15 protein-coding genes are annotated in these 23,679 nt (G+C 33.6%); 7 read left to right on the plus strand and 8 right to left on the minus strand.

The window, feature by feature from the left end; all coding sequences use genetic code 11:
• Positions 1–31 precede the first annotated feature (31 nt).
• Together ACTU6T_RS05260 and ACTU6T_RS05265 are read left to right on the plus strand one after the other, a co-directional pair.
• Positions 32–763, plus strand: a complete 732-nt coding sequence (locus tag ACTU6T_RS05260; RefSeq protein ID WP_460220211.1) for a phosphodiester glycosidase family protein — start codon at positions 32–34, stop codon at positions 761–763.
• A gap of 29 nt (positions 764–792) precedes the next feature.
• Positions 793–1,926: an ATP-binding protein gene (locus tag ACTU6T_RS05265; RefSeq protein ID WP_460220212.1), complete on the plus strand. Its 1,134-nt coding sequence runs from the start codon at positions 793–795 to the stop codon at positions 1,924–1,926.
• Positions 1,927–1,978: 52 nt separating this feature from the next.
• Here ACTU6T_RS05265 and ACTU6T_RS05270 read toward each other — a convergent pair whose 3' ends face one another.
• From ACTU6T_RS05270 to ACTU6T_RS05290, 5 genes are all read right to left on the minus strand, one after another.
• On the minus strand, positions 1,979–2,551 hold the full coding sequence (locus tag ACTU6T_RS05270; RefSeq protein WP_460220213.1) for a hypothetical protein: 573 nt from the start codon (positions 2,549–2,551) through the stop codon (positions 1,979–1,981).
• Positions 2,552–3,132: 581 nt separating this feature from the next.
• Positions 3,133–4,323 carry a DUF1501 domain-containing protein gene (locus ACTU6T_RS05275; protein WP_460220214.1) on the minus strand — a complete coding sequence of 397 codons (1,191 nt, stop codon included), beginning with the start codon at positions 4,321–4,323 and terminating at the stop codon, positions 3,133–3,135.
• Positions 4,324–4,325: 2 nt separating this feature from the next.
• Positions 4,326–5,699, minus strand: coding sequence for a DUF1800 domain-containing protein (locus tag ACTU6T_RS05280; protein ID WP_460220215.1), 1,374 nt, complete (start codon positions 5,697–5,699; stop codon positions 4,326–4,328).
• Between the two features lie 83 nt (positions 5,700–5,782).
• Positions 5,783–6,535: a LytR/AlgR family response regulator transcription factor gene (locus tag ACTU6T_RS05285; protein ID WP_460220216.1), complete on the minus strand. Its 753-nt coding sequence runs from the start codon at positions 6,533–6,535 to the stop codon at positions 5,783–5,785.
• On the minus strand, positions 6,532–8,430 hold the full coding sequence (locus ACTU6T_RS05290; RefSeq protein ID WP_460220217.1) for a histidine kinase: 1,899 nt from the start codon (positions 8,428–8,430) through the stop codon (positions 6,532–6,534). The genes ACTU6T_RS05285 and ACTU6T_RS05290 overlap by 4 nt, the downstream gene beginning before the upstream one ends.
• 474 nt (positions 8,431–8,904) lie before the next feature.
• On the opposite strand from ACTU6T_RS05290, the gene ACTU6T_RS05295 reads away from it, so the two are divergent.
• From ACTU6T_RS05295 to ACTU6T_RS05305, 3 genes are read left to right on the plus strand one after another with little or no spacing between them, the layout of a single operon-like run.
• A complete protein-coding gene (locus tag ACTU6T_RS05295) occupies positions 8,905–11,601 on the plus strand; it encodes a tail fiber domain-containing protein (RefSeq protein ID WP_460220218.1) in 2,697 nt (898 codons plus the stop codon).
• A complete protein-coding gene (locus ACTU6T_RS05300; protein ID WP_460220219.1) occupies positions 11,598–12,635 on the plus strand; it encodes a hemagglutinin protein in 1,038 nt (345 codons plus the stop codon). The genes ACTU6T_RS05295 and ACTU6T_RS05300 overlap by 4 nt, the downstream gene beginning before the upstream one ends.
• A gap of 12 nt (positions 12,636–12,647) precedes the next feature.
• Positions 12,648–13,415: a T9SS type A sorting domain-containing protein gene (locus tag ACTU6T_RS05305; protein WP_460220220.1), complete on the plus strand. Its 768-nt coding sequence runs from the start codon at positions 12,648–12,650 to the stop codon at positions 13,413–13,415.
• Positions 13,416–13,503: 88 nt separating this feature from the next.
• On the opposite strand, the gene ACTU6T_RS05310 is transcribed toward ACTU6T_RS05305, so the two are convergent.
• The 3 genes from ACTU6T_RS05310 to amaB form a co-directional block, all read right to left on the minus strand.
• Positions 13,504–14,022 carry a hypothetical protein gene (locus tag ACTU6T_RS05310; RefSeq protein ID WP_460220221.1) on the minus strand — a complete coding sequence of 173 codons (519 nt, stop codon included), beginning with the start codon at positions 14,020–14,022 and terminating at the stop codon, positions 13,504–13,506.
• Positions 14,023–14,045: 23 nt separating this feature from the next.
• Complete coding sequence (locus ACTU6T_RS05315) at positions 14,046–14,975, minus strand: OmpA family protein (protein ID WP_460220222.1); 930 nt, start codon at positions 14,973–14,975, stop codon at positions 14,046–14,048.
• A gap of 206 nt (positions 14,976–15,181) precedes the next feature.
• Complete coding sequence (amaB, locus tag ACTU6T_RS05320) at positions 15,182–16,735, minus strand: L-piperidine-6-carboxylate dehydrogenase (RefSeq protein ID WP_460220223.1); 1,554 nt, start codon at positions 16,733–16,735, stop codon at positions 15,182–15,184.
• 121 nt (positions 16,736–16,856) lie between these two features.
• On the opposite strand from amaB, the gene ACTU6T_RS05325 reads away from it, so the two are divergent.
• Together ACTU6T_RS05325 and ACTU6T_RS05330 are read left to right on the plus strand one after the other, a co-directional pair.
• Complete coding sequence (locus ACTU6T_RS05325) at positions 16,857–17,930, plus strand: isoaspartyl peptidase/L-asparaginase family protein (RefSeq protein ID WP_460220224.1); 1,074 nt, start codon at positions 16,857–16,859, stop codon at positions 17,928–17,930.
• 160 nt (positions 17,931–18,090) lie between these two features.
• A complete protein-coding gene (locus ACTU6T_RS05330; protein WP_460220225.1) occupies positions 18,091–23,673 on the plus strand; it encodes an alpha-2-macroglobulin family protein in 5,583 nt (1,860 codons plus the stop codon).
• Positions 23,674–23,679: the final 6 nt, after the last annotated feature.

Raw genomic sequence — 23,679 nt, forward strand, 5'->3', positions numbered from 1 at the left:
CTGGTTGAAAAAAAAATTAGTTTACACTAATATGAAACAGCGACTAACTTTTGTCTTGATCTTATTGCTCATGAACACTTCATGTATGTCATCTGCTCAAGAGATAGAAGATGATCGTTTTATTATTCACGTTGTCAATTTAAAAAGCCAAACACTTAAGTTTTATCTAAAGGACAGTACTGGAACTAATTTTGGTAATTTTCAAAAATTAAAAAAAGATCTAGAGCATAATCATCAAAAGCTCACTTTTGCCATGAATGGAGGTATGTATCTTAAAGACGGATCGCCCCAAGGTTTATATATTGAAGATGGTGTCGCAAAAACCAAAATAGACACCATTACTAATGCCTATGGTAACTTTTACTTACAGCCTAATGGCATTTTCTATATCACCAAAAATCAAGAAGCTTCGGTTTGTAAAACAAGCCTTTTTAAATCAAGTCCCAATATTTTATATGCCACCCAATCTGGACCAATGCTTGTAATTGAAAATACTATACATCCAAAATTTGTAAAAGGGTCAAAAAACTTACACATAAGAAATGGTGTAGGTGTTTTACCTAATGGTTCTATCGTTTTTGCTATGTCCAAAGATCGGGTTAACTTATATGATTTTGCAGATTTTTTTAAAGGTATTGGCTGCAAAAATGCGTTATACCTTGACGGTTTTGTATCTCGAACCTACCTTCCAAAGAAAAAATGGGAGCAAGTAGATGGTAATTTTGGAGTAATAATTGCTGAAATAGAAAGTGGGACAAACTAAATAAAATCTCAGTTTACAAGAGAAATTAAATGATTAACAAACGTCTTCTTATCAAAAACTTACTTGCTCATAATGATGAGAATAGTTTTTATGATAAAAAACGAAAAGTTGATATTACACACAAAGAAGGCAAAGCCAAATTTTTAAAGCACATCTGTGCACTATCTAATAGTAATCCGAAAAACAATTCTTATATCGTTATTGGTGTTGAAGATGAAGAAAACAAGATTATTGGTGTGAATTTTTTTGATGACAGCAAAATTCAAAACCTCATAAATGCTTATCTGGTAAACCCTCCAATTGTGCAATATGAAAACATTTCTTTTCCACATTTGCCAGATGACAAAGTGGTTGGCTTAGTAACGATAAGAGCTATAGATAAAATTACCTCGCTTCGAAAAAACATTTGGAAGTACTATGGAGGTTCGGTGTTTTTTAGAGATGGTAGCATGAGTATGCCTAAGGTATTTGATATTGAAATTAAAGATATAAATTCTGAAATCGTTAATGCTATTGAATCTCATGCACAAAATAATATTGAATATACACTTGATGGTGTTTTCGATTTTATGAATAAACGAAAGGATTTTAATCCACAATACAAAGTCTTTAAAGAATATTTCGTGGTATGTTGGTCTGGCCAGAAAAAGATAGTAAAAAATGAAACCTTTTTTTCAAGAGTAGATATCGAATTAATTAATGAGCAAGTCCGCTTGTTCTTTTCAACATTAGACGAGGTCTCTATTTATTACGACGATAATACTTTTAAAATTTTAGAATATGTGAGTTTAGGGCTTCAAAACTCCTTTAAGTATTATAAGCTAGAGGAAACCATCATTCATTTTGAAGATAATGCTCATTATACTATTGAAACCAATCTTATATTTGAACCACCTCAATTTGATAAAAAAGTACTACACCATATTTACAATGCCAATAATGCACTTCTAGAAAAATTAAAGAAAGGATTAGTACTGAATAAACATGAAGCTCATGATCTTAAAAACCTTCCTGCCACCTACTTAATTTGTTATTTTAATCAATTTCATGAAGCTATTGATAGACTGAATGAAGCTAAGCCCTATTTAAAAAAATATAGCCAATCAGTTTATAACTCTTATCAGGAAGCAACTCGAATTTTACGGAAAGTAAAATACAGTTAATTAGCAGCACAAATACTTCTAATCAACTGTATTTTTAAGGTATTGAATTGGATTAATCTTTATCTTCCTTTTTAAAAGGACATACTACTGCATGCGCAATAATATAGATTTCACCTTCTACATCGTCTATTTTGTAATCATCAAATAATGTTCCTTCTGGAAAACTTCCGTTATAAGGGTACTGACCAGGTGCGACAGTAAATTGGCCATTTCTTTTGGTTGGATACTTTTCATTTCCTACATATAAATGTGTTTCAAAAAAACCAAAACCTTCATTTGCAACAAAATTCACTAAAACATAATCTGACTCGTAGGTAACATACAAAGTACCTATTAGTTCTCCATTATCAAGATTGCAGCCTCCTGCAGCTTGATATATTTCATAAGATCCGTCATAATTAGGAGTAATTGGGCCAATCGTCCAACCCCATCTATTAGAGTTGAGATCATCGTCATCTAAAAAACAAGTTGCCTCATCCTCCTTACCATAAGCAAAAGCAGTTTCACATCCATCTTCATCTTTGGTACTTCTTTCAAGTGAGTCTTCAACAATCACTTCCTCTTGTTCACAAGATGAAAATGAAATGAAAAAACAAAAAACAATTAACTTAAAAAGTGTTTTCATAATAATATATGTATTGATTAATAGCAGCTTAAAGTTAATAAAAAAATATTCAACTAATTAGTTATCAGGTTTTTAAAAACACAAAAGTCTCATTATTTTATAAATATTTGAACACATTAATTAATTTTTCAAGAAAAGCCCTACAGAGTTTCTTTAGTATATTAAGCACTTTTAAGATCATACATACAGTTAATCGAAGAAATATCGCACAGATTACCGTTCATACCATTTTTTTTGCTATTTGTAGTATTAATTCTACTTGAACTTCGAATTTTACGATTTTTGGCTTGCTATTAATCAATTACATATAACCTTATTTCAAAAGCGACTATTCGCAGGCGAAATAAGGTTTTTGTTTTTTAAAGGTTTCTATTTCCTTCTGAAATATCAAAAAAAGGTTCGTTTTTTTACCAAGATGAATGTCAGAATTACCATTCATACAGTTTTTTTTACCACTTATAGTTTTTTTTAGAAAGCAAGCTTATTTTTTACGATTTTAGCGTTGCTATTAATCAATTACATATAACCTTGTTTCAATGTCGCTAGTCGAATGTGAAACAGGGTTTTTGTTTTATAATACTTTAAATAAATTGTAATTTAGAGTAAGAAGTATTTAGAATTGACGTATCATCTACTGCTAACCACTTGTTCAAAATAGTAGCATACACCGATCTAAAATCTACTGTGAATTTTAGATCTCCATTAGTATCTAAATTTGACAAACTTGCCAAATCATTATAAAATCCTGGTGTTTTTAATTTGTTTCCGATAATAAACATATTGCTTGCAGCTCCATGATCTGTACCATTTGCTGCATTTTGCTTAACTCGTCTACCAAATTCTGAAAAGGTCACAATGAGTGTGTCATTAAAAGTTCCTTGCTGTTTTAAATCATTTACAAAGGCGTCAATGCTTTCGCCATATATGTTTAATAATCGCGCTTGGCTATTTAATTGATTGGCGTGGGTGTCAAACCCACCAAGAGAAGAGTAAAATACTTTAGTTTCAATCCCAGAATTAATCAACTTCGAGGTTGTTTTCAATTGATTTGCAAACGCATTATTTGGATACGTTTGTTGAGAAGATGCAATTTTATGTTTTTCAAAAATATATTTAGCAGATGATTCAGCTGCAATCATTGTTTTATATAAATAACCTAAATTGTGTTCACTTAAATGTTCATCCTGATAATACTTAAGTACATTTTTGAAATAAGGATCTTGAGACGTTTTAAAAAGTACTACTGGATTTTTAGTTGCAATCCCATTAATGTTTTGCCCCTTTAAAGCCAAAGATAAACTATCGTCTATCTCAATAGCATTGTAAGGTTTATTTCCGTAGATATCTAAATAGCGACCAATCCAACCCGTTTGAAAATATTGATTAGAATCACTTGCTGTTTGCCAGATATCTGTAGCCCTAAAGTGTGATCGATTGGGATTAGGATACCCAACATTATTAATAACTGTAAGATGCCCATTATCGTACAATTTCTTTAATGGACGTAAATTTTCATGGAATCCAAGTTCATCAGTAACTTTTAGAACCTTAGATCTTTGAATAGCTATTTTAGGACGATTACGGTAATAACTATCATTAGTAAAAGGAATAATGGTATTTAATCCATCATTACCTCCAGATAATTGAATCATTACTAGTCTCTTGTAACCTAAACTTTTAGTAGACATGCTTTCAAACGCCTTTATAAAACTTGGCACAAAAAATAGACTACTTGCTAATGACGATTGCTTTAAAAAATGTCTTCTATCCATACTTAACACATTTGATATTCAGGTAAAGACATGAGTTGGATACACAGGTCTTGTTTTGACGATTGACTTAATGTTTCAATATATGCTTTAGTGCCATTACTTATTTCAGGAACAATAATTTGTGCTCTTAAGTCAGCAATTTTAAGCAATTTATACTGCTTGTCAAAAGTTTCCCAATGGACATTTACCTTTACAAATTTATTTTTCTTTTGCCTTGAATAATAGGTTTCAAAAGCATCTTCAAATTCTCCTTTTGCTCTAATTGATATCTTGGCATTTGCCAATATTATAGATGGAAGTTTAAGTCGCAACATAATCGTGTTGCTATCAATCCAACTTTTACCTCCTTCCCATCCAGAAACATTTGGTGGATTTAGTAATATTTGTCCGAGTAATTTCTGAAGTTTTAAGACATCTTTGGTGTCTTTAAAAGTTACAGGTACAGTTCTTATCATTCCGACTAAAAACTCAATTGGAGATTTAATTTTTGCTCCAATATGTTGTCCAGCATAAAACCAATCAGACATAAATATATGTCGCATGAGCTGTTCTATATCATAATTTTTAAAGAAAATAGATGTAAGTTCTTCTATTCTTTTTTCATCTATGTTATCATTAACAAAATATTTATAAATCTTCTTGCAGATAAAGCGTGCGCATTGTTTTTGTTCTAAAATAATATCTATAATATCATCTCCATCATAACGTCCCTTATGCCCTAAAAATGATTTAAACTCATAATCATGTTGCAAACGTCGAAGTACAAACTCTCCTGCAAAATTATGGTTATAACCAGTAAAAGCCCTAGCACTTTCTTTAACATCTTGCTCAGAATAATGGCCTTCTCCAAGTGTAAATAACTCCATCAATTCTCTAGCAAAATTCTCATTGGGTTTCTGTTTTCTATTTTGCTTATTGTTTAAATATTTAAGCATTGCAGGTTCTTTAGAAATTGCTTTTACAAAATCACCAAAATGTCCTAAAGCATGAGTTCTAAGTATATTATTATACTGTTGTACATGAAAAATATTCTGATCTCGACACACAAAATGGTTAGCCCAAAATAAGGTCATTTTTTCTCTTAATACTTCCTCAGAAATTGCTAATCTTTCAATCCATGATTTATTAAAAGACTTAAGCTTCTTTGTACTTATCTTCCTAAATTCTTTTTGATTCGCTTTATCTTTAAGTAACTCCCGTGACCAGAATGGTTTTAATTCTGATGTGTCAATCTTTAAAGGTGACATGGTTTTAGAATCAGAAAATAAGGCATCTACAACTTCATGTCTATCTAATTTCAATAACTTCACATATTGATTTGGTTGCACACCAAACCCAGCTCTCCAGTATAAATGTTGTATTTGCTTTTGTTTCATACAAGTTAGACTGAATATTATAGTGTTGGTTTAATCATCATAACTACTATTGATATCATTAAAATTATTTTAGAATTGAGTTGTTAAAACGAATCCAAAAAATCATTCTTCTTTCTTACCGAAACTGGTATACTGCTGCCATTAGACATAATTAGTGTGCCTCCACGTCCTTTAATGTACTTTTTTACATAATTAAGGTTGATGACATAGGAGTTATGCACACGTACAAATTGAGTTGCATCCAATTTCTCTTCCATAAACTTTAGCTTTCTGGTTACCAATAGTTTATGTTTATTCTCTAAATAAATTTCAGTATAGTTACCATCACTATGGCAATATATTATGTTTTCGGTTTTTATAAAATCTAAGCCTTCCATCGTTGGCAAACCAATTGTAGAAACTCTCTTATTATTATTTTGCAGGCGTTCAAATAATTCGGTTAAATAATTTTGAGTGGTATCACTTTCTAAACTTTTAGATACCTTGGTTACAGCTGCTATTAATTCGTCTTTATCAACAGGTTTTAAAAGGTAGTCTGCTGCTGCTGTTTTAAACGCCTGGAGCGCATATTCATCATAAGCTGTAATAAATATAACTTGGGCATTTTTATAATCTATCCTATTTAGCAGTTCAAAACCATCTAATCTTGGCATCGCAATATCTAAAAACAACAGGTCTGGTTTTTTATTATTAATAAGCAGTATAGCTTCTTCTGGATTAATAGTTTCGCCTATAACTGTTAGCTCTGGACAATGTTTTGATAACATACGCTTTAAAGAATTTAAGGCCATTGGTTCATCGTCTATTAAAACCGCTGTTATTTTTGAACTGCTCATGCCTTTTGTTGTTTAGGTAAAGTTACTTTAACTAACGTGCCCGAAGCTTTATTACCCACAACTAAATCTGTCACTTCTACTTTGGCCTCTTTGCCATGTATGCTTTTTAATAGTTCTAAACGACGTTGAGTAAGCCCTATGCCTTGCGATTTATGGTTACTCCTTTGGGCTTTTTGTTTAGCACTTGCTCTTCTACCAATACCATTATCTTCTATATCACAAATAATGTTTTGTTCATTTTCTGAAAAACGTAAACTTAACTTCCTATTGTTTTCCTTTGCCATTAAACCATGCCATATGGCATTCTCAACAAAAGGCTGAATCATCATAGGTGGTATAAGTACTTTATTAATATTAATATCTAGACTTATCAGTAAATCAAAATCTATAGAATTATAAAATCGTAAATTCTCTAGTTCTACATAAAGCTCAAGCAATTCTAATTCTTCTTCTAAAGTTACAAATTTGCGCTTAGAGTAATTTAAAGTAAAACGCATTAAACGTGAAAATTTTACCAAATAATTAGACGCGTCTTCACTGCTATCATTTTGTATAAATTCGTTGATTGAATTGAGCGAATTAAACATAAAATGCGGATTCATTTGTGAGCGAATCGTATTTAACTCGGCCTCTAAAGCAATACGTTCTTTGTTGGTTAGTTGCTCTCTATGCTGGCTAATTCGCAACTTCTCTTTTTGGTTTTTGTGGTATAGAAAAAAGCCTGTTAAAGCTATAACAGCTAACAATGCATATGTTAAAATGTTCTTGGCTTTTGTTGATTTAGTTATTTGCTCATCTAAATTGATTTTTGTTGAAGTGAGATCTTCATTTTCTTTTAAAAGCTCATTTATACCTAATTCCGCTTTAGCAAGCGCAACCTGTTTTTCTGCAACTATTCTATTTTCTAATTCCATAGTCTTCTCAGACTTGTTTCTATAAAATAAAGCAGAGTCTAAAACATTAGTGGCTTCGTAAGCGTTAGAAAGTAATCGTTCCATACCAGATTTATAATAATTTCTAATCTTGGCTTTAGTATTATATGTAGGTTTTAGTATATCTAATGCTTTTGAAGGTTGATTTTTTTGAAGATAAATTTGCGCCAAAGCAGATGCTGATATTGCTCTAATCCTATTATTATTTCCTCCTTTAGACTCATTATAACTAGATAATAATACCTTTTCGGCTTCTGTAAATTCTTCAAGTGCAACTAATATTCTTCCTTTATTTAGTTTATTGTAAGGACTTCTAAATGTATTACCTTCTATGCTATCAAAATAGAAGCATCTTTTGTTATAATAAGCTGCAGAATCTAATTGTCCAGTTTTAATAAAACCATTAACCACAAAATCTAAAAGATGAGCAGGATAAGGATAATCTGATAGCTTCTTTTTAAACATTGGTCTAATTTCATTCCATATTTTAATAGCACTTTCACTATTATTAGTAACATTAAAATCTTCCATTACTTTTTTTAACGCTAAAATCATCTCTATGGAATCCTGATCTTTTTTTGCAAATTCATAGTGTTTTTTATTATGAAATACGGATTGCTCATAATTTGCAGAAGAGCTATTATAAAAAGCCAAATTTGAATGGTATTCTGTTATTCTTTTATAAACCTGGCTTTTTTCAGCATAACTTAAACCTTTATAGAGGTCCTTTAAACTCTCTTCAAAGCTGAAATTTTTGGGAGATATATTTTGACAGCTTTTCCAAGAAATAATAGCCAGTAATGTATAATCAATTGGCTTTTTTGCTAGTACATCGTTCTCTAATTGTAAATAGGCATTTTTGGCATTGATATAATCTCTATTAAATCTGAAATCGTCTGCAATAGCCAAACGTAAAATGAAATTATTTTTTTGTGTTTTCTTTAAATATTCTAATGAATCCATTGGTATGAATTCAGCCAACTTAACCAACTTTCTAAGATGCTCGTCTTTTTGTTTATTAGTGGATATGGTATCATAATCTTTGATAAACCTTTGCAAGTCTATAAGATCTCTGTTTTGTCCAAAACTCAAGTTCGTGCAAAAACATAGGAAAATATAAAAGGTGACATGCTTCAAGAAATTGGATCTCACGACATAAATATTTTGTTAAACAGTAATTATACATATTAAAAATCGCACTAGATACTTAAACTGTATAACTGTGTTAATTTTAAATACCATAAGCATAAACAACTAAAAAAGTGTGTTTATCAAATTTGTAAAAAACCCGATAACTTCTCAAGAACACTTATACACTCACTTTTAATGCTTTAGACAGAAAGAAACACACCTGTACATTCTCACTTTTCAGCGCGGATCTTTTAAAATACTTTTATTTAAAGATAAGATAATCAGCATTATAAACACCAATTTATTATGAGGAAACTTTATACACTTTTAGCTTTTTTAGTTGCTTATACAAGTACTGCCCAACAAGGCATTAATTACAAAGCATTGATTAAAGACGATTTGGGTAATGCTTTAGCTAACCAAAGTATTACTGTTCAATTTAGTATTCTACAAGGCGTTGCAGAAACCAATGTGTATACCGAAGTGCATACACCAACTACTGATGCTAATGGACTGATTATCCTTACTATAGGAGAAGGCATACCACAAAATGGCAATTATACTTTTATTGATTGGGCATTAGATTCTCATGCACTAAATGTGCAACTAGATACAGGTAGTGGATTTGTAGATATGGGCACCACAACATTTAAGGCCGTACCTTATGCCTTACAGGCAGAAAAAGCCAATAATGTAGAAGGTTTAGAAAAACTGAATATTGGGTGGCGTTTAATTGGTAAAGACCCTAACAATTATGGAAGCGTAGGCCTTAATGCAGTAGATTTAAGTACCAATACTAGTACTTCAACTACTGCAGGAGCAACAGGTGCATATGCTGTGGCAACGGGTTTTAACACTACAGCTTCTGGCCTTTATTGCACGGCATCTGGTTCTAATTCTACAGCTTCTGGTAGTAATGCTACAGCTATAGGTTTTTCATCTACAGCTTCTGGAGACAATGCATTTGCTTTAGGTTCGTATGCCCAAGCGAATGGGGAGTATGCCATGGGTTTAGGTTATTATGGGCAGGGATTAGGTGACCAAACTATAGCTCTTGGTAATGGCGCTATTTCAAGATCATATAGAGAGACCACTTTAGGATGTTATAATACTGAATATGTCCCTAGTGATACCGAAAATTGGGTAGCTACCGATAGACTTTTCGGTATAGGCAATGGCACACAATTCTCTGATACCTCTGATGCCTTAATCATCTTAAAAAACGGTACTATAACAGCACCTAGTTTTGATGTATCTGAAATTACAGACGATAAAGCCCTAATTACCAAAGAGTATGCAGATGCCAATACCTTTAGCGGCGACTATAACGACTTAACAAACGCACCAAATATTATTGCTCCTTCTGGTCTCGAAGCCCTAGACGAAGGCAATGGTATTGGTTGGCGGTTAAAAGGGAGTAATCCAGATAATTACGGAAATATAGGTTTAAATGCTAAAGACTTAAGTGTTAATGTAGTCTCTTCAACAACTCATGGAGCAACAGGAGATTATTCAATGGCAATGGGAATAGCTTCTACTGCTTCTGGAGATTATTCAACGGCAATGGGTTATTACACAACAGCTTCAAATGAATATTCTACAGCCATGGGATGGTTTACAAATGCATTAGGCACCTACTCAACTACCTTGGGGGCAAGTACATCAGCTCATGGGAATTTTTCAACTACTATTGGATACCAAGTAGCTGCCAAATCATATAATGAAATCGTTATAGGTAATAATAGCACAGATTATTCTGCAAATAGTGAAACTAGTTGGAATGAGGATGATCGCCTATTTGTAATAGGTAATGGCGGTGTTCCGGCCTTTAAAAGCGATGCTCTGATTATCTTAAAAAACGGCACCATCACAGCACCAAGCTTTGACGTTTCTGAAATTACAGACGATAAAGCACTTATTACCAAAGAATATGCAGATGCTAATCTTGGAAGTTCTGGTCTCGAAGCAATAGACGAAGGCAACGGTATTGGTTGGCGATTGAAAGGGAGGAATCTTAGTTCTTTTGGAGATATTGGTTTTGATTCTATTGATTTAAGTAATAACTATGGTGTTTCAACAATTTATGGAGCAACGGGATCAAATAGCATCACTATGGGTTTGGCGACTACTGCTTCTGGTGATGCTTCAACAGCAATGGGAAGGGTTACAACTGCTTCTGGAAATAATTCTACCTCAATGGGAACTAGTACGATAGCTCCTTCATTTAGTGAGACATCAATTGGATTATACAATACAGATTATACACCAGTATCTAATTCTTCTTGGCAACCATCTGACCGCTTGTTTGTAGTAGGTAATGGAGAAATTAATTACAGAAGTAATGCGTTTACAATTTTAAAAAATGGGAACACAGGTATTGGTACAGACACTCCTAACGCATTAATGGATATAGAAGGTAATGGCTCGTCTACCAGCCCTCATTTAGAAATTACAGAAGAAAATGCCAATAGTGGCTCAAGAATAAACTTTAAAAATGCACTAGAGTCAACCAACCGTTGGACACTCTTTGCCAGAGCAGATAATACCGACATAGATAGCCAGTTCAATATTTTTTACTCTGGGCTCACCCAAAATGTCATGTCGCTGCGTGGTGATGGCAATGTATATATAAATGGCAGTTTGGCGCATAGTAGTGATAGACGTCTTAAAAAAGACATCAAAGATTTACCATATGGTTTAAATGAAGTTTTACAATTAGAGCCTAAAGCCTATTTCTGGAAAGATAAACCAGAGCAAAAGCAAGCCTCTTTGGGTCTTATTGCACAAGACGTGGAAAAGGTTATTGCCAATATTGTTCATACAAACAATGATGACGATAAAACATTAAGCTTAAGCTATTCAGAGCTAATACCTGTACTTATTAATGCTATTAAGGAACAACAAAAAATTATAGTTCAACAAAACGCAAAAATTACTGCACTAGAGTCTTTCGATTCTAGGATTAAACATCTTGAAGCCTTATTAAAAACATCTGAGCAATGAGAACATTATTTACAATTCTGTTAGTTCTTGGCTATTCCAAACTAATAGTAGCGCAGTCCATAGAAAAATATAGTATAGACTCTGGGGGAGCTTTGGCTTCAGAAGGAGGCATAGAAATTATTTATACCATAGGAGAAGTTAACGTACAAGAATTAAATGTAGGAGACATTTCAGTTTCCGAAGGTTTTATAAACCCTGAACTAAAAATTAGAATTAATCCCAAATTATTTTTACAAGGTCCAATGCTTAATCCTACAATTGCAGGATTAATGAATGACCACTTGCGCCTGGCTGGTTATATCCCAACCACAAGTCCTTATACTGATGCAGCAACTTGCGATGCTTCCATTTTTAGTATAACTGGCAATAATGCTATTGTAGATTGGGTTTGGGTAGAATTAAGAGATAAAAGTGATAATACATCTATTATTTTAGCGCTATCAGCACTATTACAACGCGATGGTGATGTAGTCGCTACTGATGGCGTATCTTCTATAAATCTTAATGTATTAGCTGATGAATATTATGTAGTGGTTAACCACAAAAATCACTTAGGTATTATGACTAACACACCTGTGACTATTGCTAGATCAACAAACCCATCTATAATAGATTTTACAGATGTAAGTACTACTACTTTTGGCACACAAGCACAAGTGCTACTTTCATCTGGTACTATGGCACTTTGGGCTGGTGACGTCAATGGCGATGGTGTTATTAATTTCTCAGGTGATATTAATCGTGTATTAACGGACATCATTTTATTTCCTGCAAATACAAGTTTTAGTACAAGCTATGATTTTGTAGATGGATACTTTCAGTCCGATGTTTTTTTAGACGGCAATGTGTCCTTTTCTAATGAAAACAATCAAATACTATTATCTATACTCTTATATCCATTAAATACTAGCTTTAGCTCACAATACAATTTATTTGAAGAGCAGCTGCCTTCACCATCTGCATTGAGAAATACAATACAACTAAATCTTGATATTCAGAGGTTGAAACAAGCAATAGAATTACTAAATAATTAAAACTTTAAAACCATGAAAAAAATAATTACTCTTTTTGTAATCTTAATTGTATCTGCTCCTTTGGTTGCCCAGAATGTGACCTATGATTTACGTTGGAATTCTAACAGTTCACTATACGAACTTTACATAACAAGAGATGTAACAGCAGTAGCACCTGTTACAACGGGAGGTACTTCTACTGTAACTATAGTATTCCCTACAGACGGTGTTTCTGGAACAAGAACAGTCTCCCACACAAGTGAGAGTGTTTCCACGTATAATGCTGCCGGTGTAATTAGAAGTCCTAACGCATCTTCTAGCAATGATTATTATGTATTTAACTCTACAGGAGGTGCTAGTTATATAGGTGTCCTAAATGCTGGTATTGAAGTACTATGGATGACATTTACAGCATCCGATGGTAACTCTGAGGCTCGGTTATTTGAAAATAATTCAGATCCAAATTCTACAGATTCAGGTATGATGGGCATAAACGCTAGATCAGAATTTTTTACGATTACGACTGCTGGTTCAAATGATGAATTTTCAGAAAATGTACTGAATGTAGAAACAAATGAATTACTGGAATTGTCAATATATCCTAATCCAACTTCTGACAAGGTAAGTATTATATCCAATTCAGAAATAAACACAATTGAAGTTTACAACTTACTAGGAAAGAAATTAAAGACTCTAAAACAAACCAATGAGGTATATGTTTCTGATTTAAATACTGGTATGTATTTGTTAATGATTTACAGTATTAAAGGGCATACTACTAAAAAGATTATTAAGGAATAACTATAGGTTTTATATTACAAAATCATAATTTAAAAAAAACCGCTTCTACTTAGAAACGGTTTTTTGTGATTACTATTATAACAGTAATTTATTTACCTCCATCTAATTCGTCTTGCCACTTTAGAAGTTCACTCCAACGACCTTCATAAGCCATTTTTGCTTGCTCTGGCCAAGAACCTGGGTTATGAATTTTAAATCGCTCTCCTCCACTGTCCAAAACGCTTTGACATTTATCTACTGAACATTCAGATAGTCCTTTCCATGTCATTACATTATGATTGTGAAATAACTCTTGGATTTTGGGTCCAATACCTTCTACAACCGTTAAATCATTTTCTTTTATTTTCTTACCAAATACAGCTTTGGCTGCATCTGCATCAAAAGCAATTGCGGAAGCTGCAGCAAAAGATGAAGCTATATTTGCTTTAGCTGATTTTAAATCGGCCTCTAATGAAGTTCTAGAGCTTCTACACGCTTCTAAATCTGCTTCAAGTCTTGCAATTCTATCACTATCATCATTTCCTCCTCCTAAAAGGCGTCCAAGTAAATATCCTAATAATGCACTAATTAGGCCGACAAGTAATGGGATTAATATACACCAGTTCATAATTTTATAATGTTTTAAATTTGTTAGTTTATTGTTATTACAGTTCTTCTATTTTTAGCTTTGCCTTCCTCAGTTGCATTGTCTGCAATAGGTTCAGTTTGTCCTTTTGAAGTAGATTCAACATTACCTTCTAAAATTCCATTTCTAACTAAATAGCTTTTTGCAAAATCTGCTCGTTGTTGTCCAAGAATTACATTATTATCAGCATCACCCGTATTATCTGTATGACCAACAACCTGAACCTTTACTCCAAGTTTGTCTACACAACGAGAGATATCTGCAATCTTTTGACGTTGCTCTCTTGTTAAATTTATTTGAGCTTGACCAGTTTTAAAATATAATACTAAAGGATTTTTTCTAATAGAATCACAAGCAGCTTCAAGAGCTTCATCTTTATAGCCTTCTTCAAATGTTACAATACCAAATTTTAACGGCCCAAATAGCGTGCTAGCATCATCTGGATTAATGTCATCGTTCAATTGACCATGTGTATCAATTTGTCTTGAAGGAATCCCTTGAGATATCAAATAATTTTTTACCGCATTGGCTCTCGCTAATCCTAAATTAGGATATGCAGAGTTATTAGTTTCATCACTACGGTAATACCCAGTAATATCAATATCTTTTAAAGGGTTTGTTAAAAGATAGTCTTTCAATTTTACAACTTCAGAAGTTACACCTGTAGAAATAGGTTCTAAAATTGAGAAGTTCGATGTTTTAAAATTAAAATTGTCATTAATTTTAATGTTGAAGTCACCATTTACATCAGAAATGGCAAATGCATTTCTAGTTGCTGGCTTTACTTCTGGTACATCTACTACAGTATTGGTTTCTGTTTCTTTAGTATCTCCACTTGGAAAACAGTGACAATCGTCACACAAGTAGCAATACAATAAAGTACCAATAATAATAGTAAATAAAATACCTAGAAGATAGGACATTTTTTTACTCATACAGTTAGTGTTTTATAGTTATAGATTAATAAGATATTAAAAATTTAACATCTTTTGCCAATAATTAGATACAGTTGTGTTAAAAAAGTCACATTTACCCAACTAAACTCAATTATATAAACAAAAAAAGCCACATCTGCAGATGTGGCTTTTTTTGTTTATTATATGCTAATAAAATTCCATGTCAATCACGACACGATATTAAATTAAAGGTCAAACTTTATACCTTGCGCTAACGGCAACTCGTCTGAATAGTTAATCGTATTTGTTTGTCTTCTCATATAAACTTTCCAAGCATCAGATCCAGACTCACGGCCTCCACCTGTTTCTTTTTCACCACCAAAAGCGCCTCCAATTTCAGCACCAGATGTTCCAATATTTACATTAGCAATTCCGCAGTCTGAACCAGCATAAGACAAGAATTTTTCAGCTTCTTTCATTTCATTAGTCATAATCGCTGAAGATAATCCTTGAGCAACACCATTTTGTTTAGCAATAGCATTTTCTACATCACCAGAATATTTCATTAAATACAAAACAGGAGCAAAAGTTTCGTGTTGTACAATTTCAAAACTGTTTTCTGCTTCAATAATAGCTGGCTTTACATAACATCCAGATTCATAACCTTCACCTTCTAAAATACCGCCTTCAACCAATACATTTCCACCTTCGGCTTTTGCTTTTTCTATAGCAGCTAAATAAGTATTAACAGCATCTTTGTCAATTAACGGCCCAATATGGTTAGTTTCGTCTAATGGGTTTCCAATGGTTAATTGCCCATAAGCGCCAACAATAGCATCACGAACCTTGTCATAAACAGACTCATGAATAATTAATCGACGTGTTGATGTACAACGTTGTCCACAAGTTCCTACAGCACCAAATACGGCACCAGGAACTACAACTTTTAAATCGGCAGAAGGTGTAATAATGATCGCATTATTACCTCCAAGCTCTAACAGAGACTTTCCAAAACGTTCAGCAACTGTTGCTCCAACTATTCGTCCCATTCTTGTAGAACCAGTAGCAGATATTAAAGGAATTCTTGAATCAGTAGTTAGCATTTCACCAACTTTATAATCGCCATTAACGATACAAGATATCCCTTCAGGTAAGTTATTATCTTTTAAAATATCTGCAATAATATTTTGACAAGCAATAGAGCATAAAGGTGCTTTTTCTGATGGTTTCCACACACATACATCACCACATATCCAAGCTAAAGCTGTATTCCAAGCCCAAACTGCAACTGGGAAGTTAAATGCAGAAATGATTCCAACAACACCAATAGGATGCCATTGTTCTCTCATTACGTGTCCTGGTCTTTCAGATGGAATTGTTTGCCCATTTAACTGTCGAGATAAGCCCACAGCAAAATCACAGATATCAATCATTTCTTGTACTTCGCCATAACCTTCTTGTAAAGATTTTCCCATTTCGTAAGAGACTAATTTTCCTAAAGATTCTTTTAAGTCTCTTAATTTATTACCAAACTGACGTACAACTTCTCCTCGTTGTGGAGCCGGCACATCTCTCCAAGTTAAAAATGCTTTAGTCGCAGCATCCATAACTTTATCGTAATCTGCTCTTGTTGTTGCTTTTACTTTTCCAATTAGTTGCCCATCAACAGGTGAATACGATTCAATTATATCTCCATTTGAAAAATTATCAGAACCTGTAGATGTTCCGTTATTTACATCGTGAACACCTAATTGCTTTAAAGCGTCTTTTATTCCGAAATCGGTAGCAATTGCTTCCATATATGCTTGTTTTTTATGAATTATTAAATTTTGACGCGAAGTTACTAATAAAATGTCATTTTCTTTTGATGTGATTCACATTATAATGTAACTTTAAAGCACGTACTAATGACACATAACCATGAGACATTCTTTACTTATTATTTTACTGTTTTCTATTTGTTTGAATTGCGCTGATAATACTAAATCTTCAGAGGGTAAAGACAAAGAATCCACCACAAAACTAAGTCATCAAAACAAAGCAAATTTTGCAATTATTATCCATGGTGGTGCAGGAACCATACTAAAAAAAAACATGACACCTGAAAAAGAAACCGCTTTTAAGACCACATTAGAAAAAGCGATCAGAACCGGCTATAATATTTTAAAAGATGGTGGAACTAGCTTAGATGCTGTTCAAAAAACGATCAATATCATGGAAGATTCTCCCTTGTTTAATGCTGGAAAAGGTGCAGTTTTTACGAACACTGAGTCTAATGAACTGGATGCTTCTATTATGGATGGAAAAACATTAAATGCTGGAGCTTCAGCTGGCACGACAACAGTTAGAAATCCGATAAATTTAGCCCGAGTCATTATGGACGAATCTCCTCATGTGATGATGGCTGGTGTTGGAGCCGACACTTATGCCAAAGAACAGGGCTTAGTAATTGTTGATCCTTCATACTTCTATACTGAACATAGATCTAAAGCTCTAAAACGTGCCATGGAAGCCGAACGCATCGAATTAGATCATGATGATAAACAAGCCTTTTATGATCCAGAAATTAAGAACTTTAAATTTGGAACTGTAGGTTGTGCTGCTTTAGATAAGTATGGAAATCTTGCCGCAGGAACCTCAACCGGAGGTATGACAAATAAACGCTATGGTCGTGTAGGAGATGCACCAATTATTGGTGCAGGAACTTATGCAAATAACAACTCCTGTGCCGTATCAAGTACTGGTTGGGGTGAGTATTTTATTAGAAGTATGGTCGCTTATGATATTTCTGCCTTAATGCAATACAAAGGTTTAAGTTTAAAAGAAGCGGCTCGTGAAGTCATTCATACAAAAGTCCAAAACCTTGGTGGTGATGGTGGCATTGTTGCTGTAGATAAAGATGGAAATATGGTTGCCGAATTTAATACCGCTGGTATGTATCGAGCCTCAATGAACGACAAAGGAGACATTGAAATAGGGATTTACAAGAACTAAAAACGAATTCTATCTCATTAGCTACGAATTCTATTTTATCTGTTGCATATAACAAAACAGCCCTGTAAAAGCCTCACGAATACGCTAGTTTTATTGTATTCAACTATCAAAAAGGATGGTTTGAATTTAATATTACAAACCAATAAACACATTCATTGCCATGAAACTAAAACATCTATCTGTACTTATTTTATGCTTTACCATACTATTTTCTTGTAAAAACAAAGATACCATTGCTCAAGAGACCGATAACTTATTTAAGTTTAGAGATTATATTAGTTACACGTCTTCAGGCTTGCAATCAGTTACAGCACCAATTAAAATTAATCTCGCAAATGATGTTGACAGTTGGGAGTTTGATAAAATTATCGACGATGACATTGTTCATATTTCTCCACATGTAGAAGGTGTTTTAAAAGCTACTAATAAGCATACCTTATTATTCACACCAGATGAACACTTAGATCCTGCAACAGAATATACCGTTGTAATAAAACTGAATAAGATATACCAAAATATGCCTAAAGACTATGAAGATTATGTTTTTCAGTTTAAAACCATAACTCCCAATTTTAATATAATCACAAACAGTCTTCAATCGTACAGTAAAAAATGGCAATATTTAGAAGCAGTAATCAAGTCGGCAGACATTATTTCAATTGAAGATGCAAAACAATTAGTTGAAGCTTCTCAAAATGGAAAATCATTAAAATTAGTGTTTGATGAAGTTGAAACCCATTCCAATTATTTTAAGTTTAGAGTGGATAGTATCAATCGATTGGTTGAAGACTCTAAAATCACCATTGCATGGGATGGCAAAGCTATAAAAGCTGAAAACAAAGGCGAAAATACCGTTCAAATTCCTGGAATTAACAACTTTACTATCGTTAATGTTGAAACCTTCAAAACTCCAGAGCAATTCTTATACATAAATTTTTCAGACCCAATTAAAACCCAACAAAATTTTGATGGATTGGTGACTATTCAAAATGTAAAACATCCAAAGTTTGTCGTTGTTGGAAATGTGCTAAAAGTGTATCCAGACACTAAACTGGTTGGCAATATCCAAGTAGATGTCTTTCAAGGTATTAAAAACACAGACGGTTATAAACTTAAAACGCCATTTTCTGAATCTATTTCGTTTGAAGAAATAAAGCCGCAAGTACGGTTGATTAGCAATGGAACTATACTACCAAATTCTAATGAATTGAAATTCAATTTTGAAGCGGTTAATTTAAGTGCAGTTGACGTTAGAATAATTAAAATATTTGAAGATAACGTCTTACAATTTTTGCAAGACAACCCTATGAATAGTAATAATCAAAACGAAATTAAACGTGTAGGGCGCCGTATTGCAAAACAAACTATACAGTTACAATCTGCAGCTGAAAATTCAGGAAAATGGAAAGCTTACAGTATAGACCTTTCTAAATTTTTCAAAGCAGATCCTGGTGCTATTTATCGTGTCGAATTAAGCTATTTACGTCAATATTCGCTATATGATTGTAACGCCAATCCGCAAGGCGATTTAAACGACAATGATGACTATGAAGATTACTATTACGAAGAGGATTATTATTATGATGAATATGCCGATTCAAACACTGAAGATGATGAATTAAGAGAACAAGAATATTGGGATAACCGTACCTACAGATATCGAAACTACAGCTACAATTGGAGGCAACGCGATAATCCTTGTCAGGATGCATATTACAATGAAAATCGAATTGTATCTCAAAACCTCTTAGCATCCAATCTTGGTGTCATCGTAAAACAAGGTGTCAACAATAATTATTATTTCGCAGTTACTAATATATTAGATACTAAACCTGAAATTGGTGTAACCATTAAGTTATATAATTTTCAACAACAAGAAATTGGTTCTACAACTACCAATAGTGAAGGTTTAGCCGTTTATGAATCTAATAAATATGCGGCTTTTGCCATTATCACGAAAGGTAACCAAACTAGTTACCTCAGATTAACAGATGGAAATTCGTTATCATTAAGCAAATTTGATGTTTCTGGAAACCGTATGCAACGCGGACTTAAAGGTTACATCTATGGAGAACGAGGGGTTTGGCGACCTGGAGATTCGTTATTTTTAACGTTCATGCTTAATGATAAAGCTAATGAGCTTCCAAAGGGTCATCCTGTAAAATTAGAAGTCACAGATCCCAATGGTAAGTTAGTCTACAAAAACGTGACTTCTGATAATGTCAATAACTTCTATAAGTTTATCGTTCCTACAGCTTCCGAAGGAAAAACAGGGAATTATAATGCTAAAGTTTCAGTAGGAGGTGCTCAATTCTACAAATCTTTAAAAATTGAAACGGTAAAACCTAATCGACTGAAAATTAAAGTGGATTTCGACCAAGACATCTTATCTAGTAATGAATTAGTTAACGGAACACTTGACGTGAAATGGTTGCATGGTGCTCCTGCAAAACATATAAAAGCAGAAATCAAAGCTAAATTCACAAGTTCTTATACTAGTTTTAAAAGCTTTAAAGGCTATACATTCAGTGATCCTACACGTCAATTTAATTCAGAAGAGCTTAATATTTTTGAAGATGCCTTAGATGAAAACGGAAAAGCAACCATAGATGCGACATTAGATATTGGAAAAAACGCTCCAGGAATGTTGAACGCTCAGTTTTTGGTTAGAGCTTTCGAAAACGGAGGTGATTTTTCATTAGATGCCTTTACTAAAACCTATTCACCTTATGAATCTTACGTAGGTTTAAAATCTCCTGAAGGCAACTACTACGGCTCATATTTTACAGATACCAATCAAACTTTTGATATCGCTGTAGTAGATAAAAATGGTAAGCCTGTGCAACGGAAAGACTTAGAAGTTAAAGTCTATAAAATTGAATGGCGTTGGTGGTGGAATTCCTCCTATGATAATCTTTCAAATTATATATCAAGTAGTTACCACAGACCCATTTTAAACCAAAAAGCATCCACGGGAGCAAACGGAAGAACAACATTTACAATAAAAATTCCTGAAAATGATAGAGGGCGTTACCTCATCAGAATCTACGATCCAGTAAGTGGTCACGCCACTGGACGAACAGCCTATTTCTATAAAAATTGGTCAGGAATGTCAACAGGAAATGATAAAGAAGCAGCCAAAATGTTAGTATTTGCATCAGATAAGGATAAATATATTGTTGGGGAAACTGCTAAAATCAAATTTCCCTCAGGTCAAGACGGTCGCGCTTTAGTGAGTATTGAAAATGGTTCAGATGTTATCGAACATAAATGGGTAAAAACCAGCAAAGGTGAAACTACAGTCGACATACCAATTACTTCAGAAATGGCACCAAATGTTTTTGTTAATATTTCATTATTACAACCTCATTCCATAACTAGTAATGACTTGCCTTTGCGTTTATTTGGTGTAATTCCAATTTTAGTTGAAGACCCAAAAACCATTCTCGAACCCGAATTACGAATGGCTAGTGTGCTGAGACCTGAACAAGAATTTGAAGTAGAAGTTTCAGAAAAAAACAACAAAACAATGACCTACACTATTGCAATGGTTGAAGAAGGTTTGTTAGACTTAACACGCTTTAAAACTCCAAATGCATGGCAATCTTTCTATGCTCGTGAAGCTCTTGGTGTAAAAACTTGGGATATTTTTGATGATGTTATAGGAGCCTATTCAGGAAGCATCGATCAGGTATTTGCGATTGGAGGTGATGGAAGTGCTGCAAAAGGCAAAAACAAAAAAGCAAATCGCTTTAAACCTGTTGTGAGATATTTAGGGCCTTTTACTTTGGAAGCTGGAAAAACCAAATTCCACAACATCAAAATGCCAAACTATATTGGAGCTGTTCGAACCATGGTTATTGCTGGAAATAATGACACGGAAGCCTATGGAAGTACAGATAAAACAGTAGAGGTCAAAAAACCTTTAATGGTACTCGCTTCCTTACCTAGAAAATTGAGTCCAGGAGAAAAAGTAACGCTTCCAGTGACTGTTTTTGCTATGGAACCTAAGGTCAAAAATGTCAAATTGAATTTAAAATTAAGTGATGGGATTTCAGTTGTAGGAAACGCTTCTAAAACATTATCGTTTACAAAACCTGATGAACAAATGGCATATTTTCAGCTTGATGTGAGTAAAGCCAAAGGCATTAATACTATTGAAGTGGTTGCAACTGGTCAAGGGGAAACATCTACATATAAAGTTGAATTAGATGTCGTAAACCCTAACCCTATAACCTCACTATATGAAAGCGTAAAATTAGAGGCGAATGCTTCAGAAACATTAGAGTTTAAAACTTTTGGTGTTCCTGGAACTAATACGGCAACCGTAGAATTCTCCACATTGCCTCCAATGGATTTCTCAAAACGCTTACAATACTTAATCAAATATCCTCATGGCTGTGTAGAACAAACCACATCTGGTGTATTTCCACAATTATATCTCAGCGATATTTTCGATTTAAAATATGAAAAGAAACAAGAAATTAAATCTAATATTGAAAATGGTATCAAGCGCCTAGGAAATTTCCAACGCCCTAATGGAGGCATGAGTTATTGGATTGGGGAAAATACAGCCAACGATTGGGGAACTAGTTATGCTGGGCATTTTTTAATCGAAGCCGAAAAGAAAGGGTTTGTATTACCACTATCCTTTAAGAATAACTGGTTACGCTACCAAAAACAAGCTGCTAGAGATTGGAGACCAAGTTATAGAAACTATAATTCAGATTTAGCGCAAGCCTATCGTCTATATACTTTAGCCTTAGCCGGAAGTCCAGATTTGGCTTCCATGAATCGATTGCGAGAGTTTACTGAAATCTCTAATGAAGCCAAATGGCGATTGGCTGCAGCTTATGCATTGTCTGGTCAAAAAGAAGCCAGCAAACAATTATCACAAACAGCCAATATTGATTTCAAGCCACCAAAGTATAATTATTATACCTATGGATCGGTAGATAGAAATAGAGCTATGGCTTTAGAGACGATGATTATTACTAACGATTCAAAAGCAAGAGGACTCTCCGAACAAATTGCAAAAGATTTATCTAGTGATTCCTGGATGAGTACTCAAACCACAGCTTACAGTCTGCTTGCAATGGCTAAAATGGTTGAAGCAAATGGCGGCAAAAACATGAATTTCAGTTACACTTTTGGAGGTAAAACTGAAACTATAAATACTAAAAGTACAATTGCACAACGCGAACTTCCTGTTGTTGATGGATCGAATACCTTAAGTTTGAAAAATGCTGCAGGTAACTTAGTTTATGTAAGAGTTCTAAATTCTGGAAAATTACCTTTAGGTCAAGAATTAGCTGAACAACGTGGCTTAAGCGTTGATGTGGTTTATACTGACTTAAAAGGTAACCGTCTTAACATTTCCGAATTACAACAAGGTCAAGATATTATTGCTAGAATTAGCGTAAGTAATTTAAAACGAGACAATGTGAGAGATATTGCTTTAACACAAATATTCCCTTCAGGTTGGGAGATTGTGAATACGCGTTTTACTGCTTTTGGAGATACAACAACAAGTTCTGCAAGATATACTGACATTCGAGATGATCGCGTGAACTTCTATTTTGACCTGCCTTCAAAAGGAAAATATGGAACTAAAGTGTTTACGGTTATGCTAAATGCAGCCTACTTAGGTAATTATTATTTACCTGGAACACAAGTAGAAGCCATGTATGATAATGACTTTTTTGTGAGAAATAAAGGCCAATGGATAAAAGTTACTAAATAAGTGTAA

It is taken from the genome of Psychroserpens citreus (genome assembly GCF_055686305.1).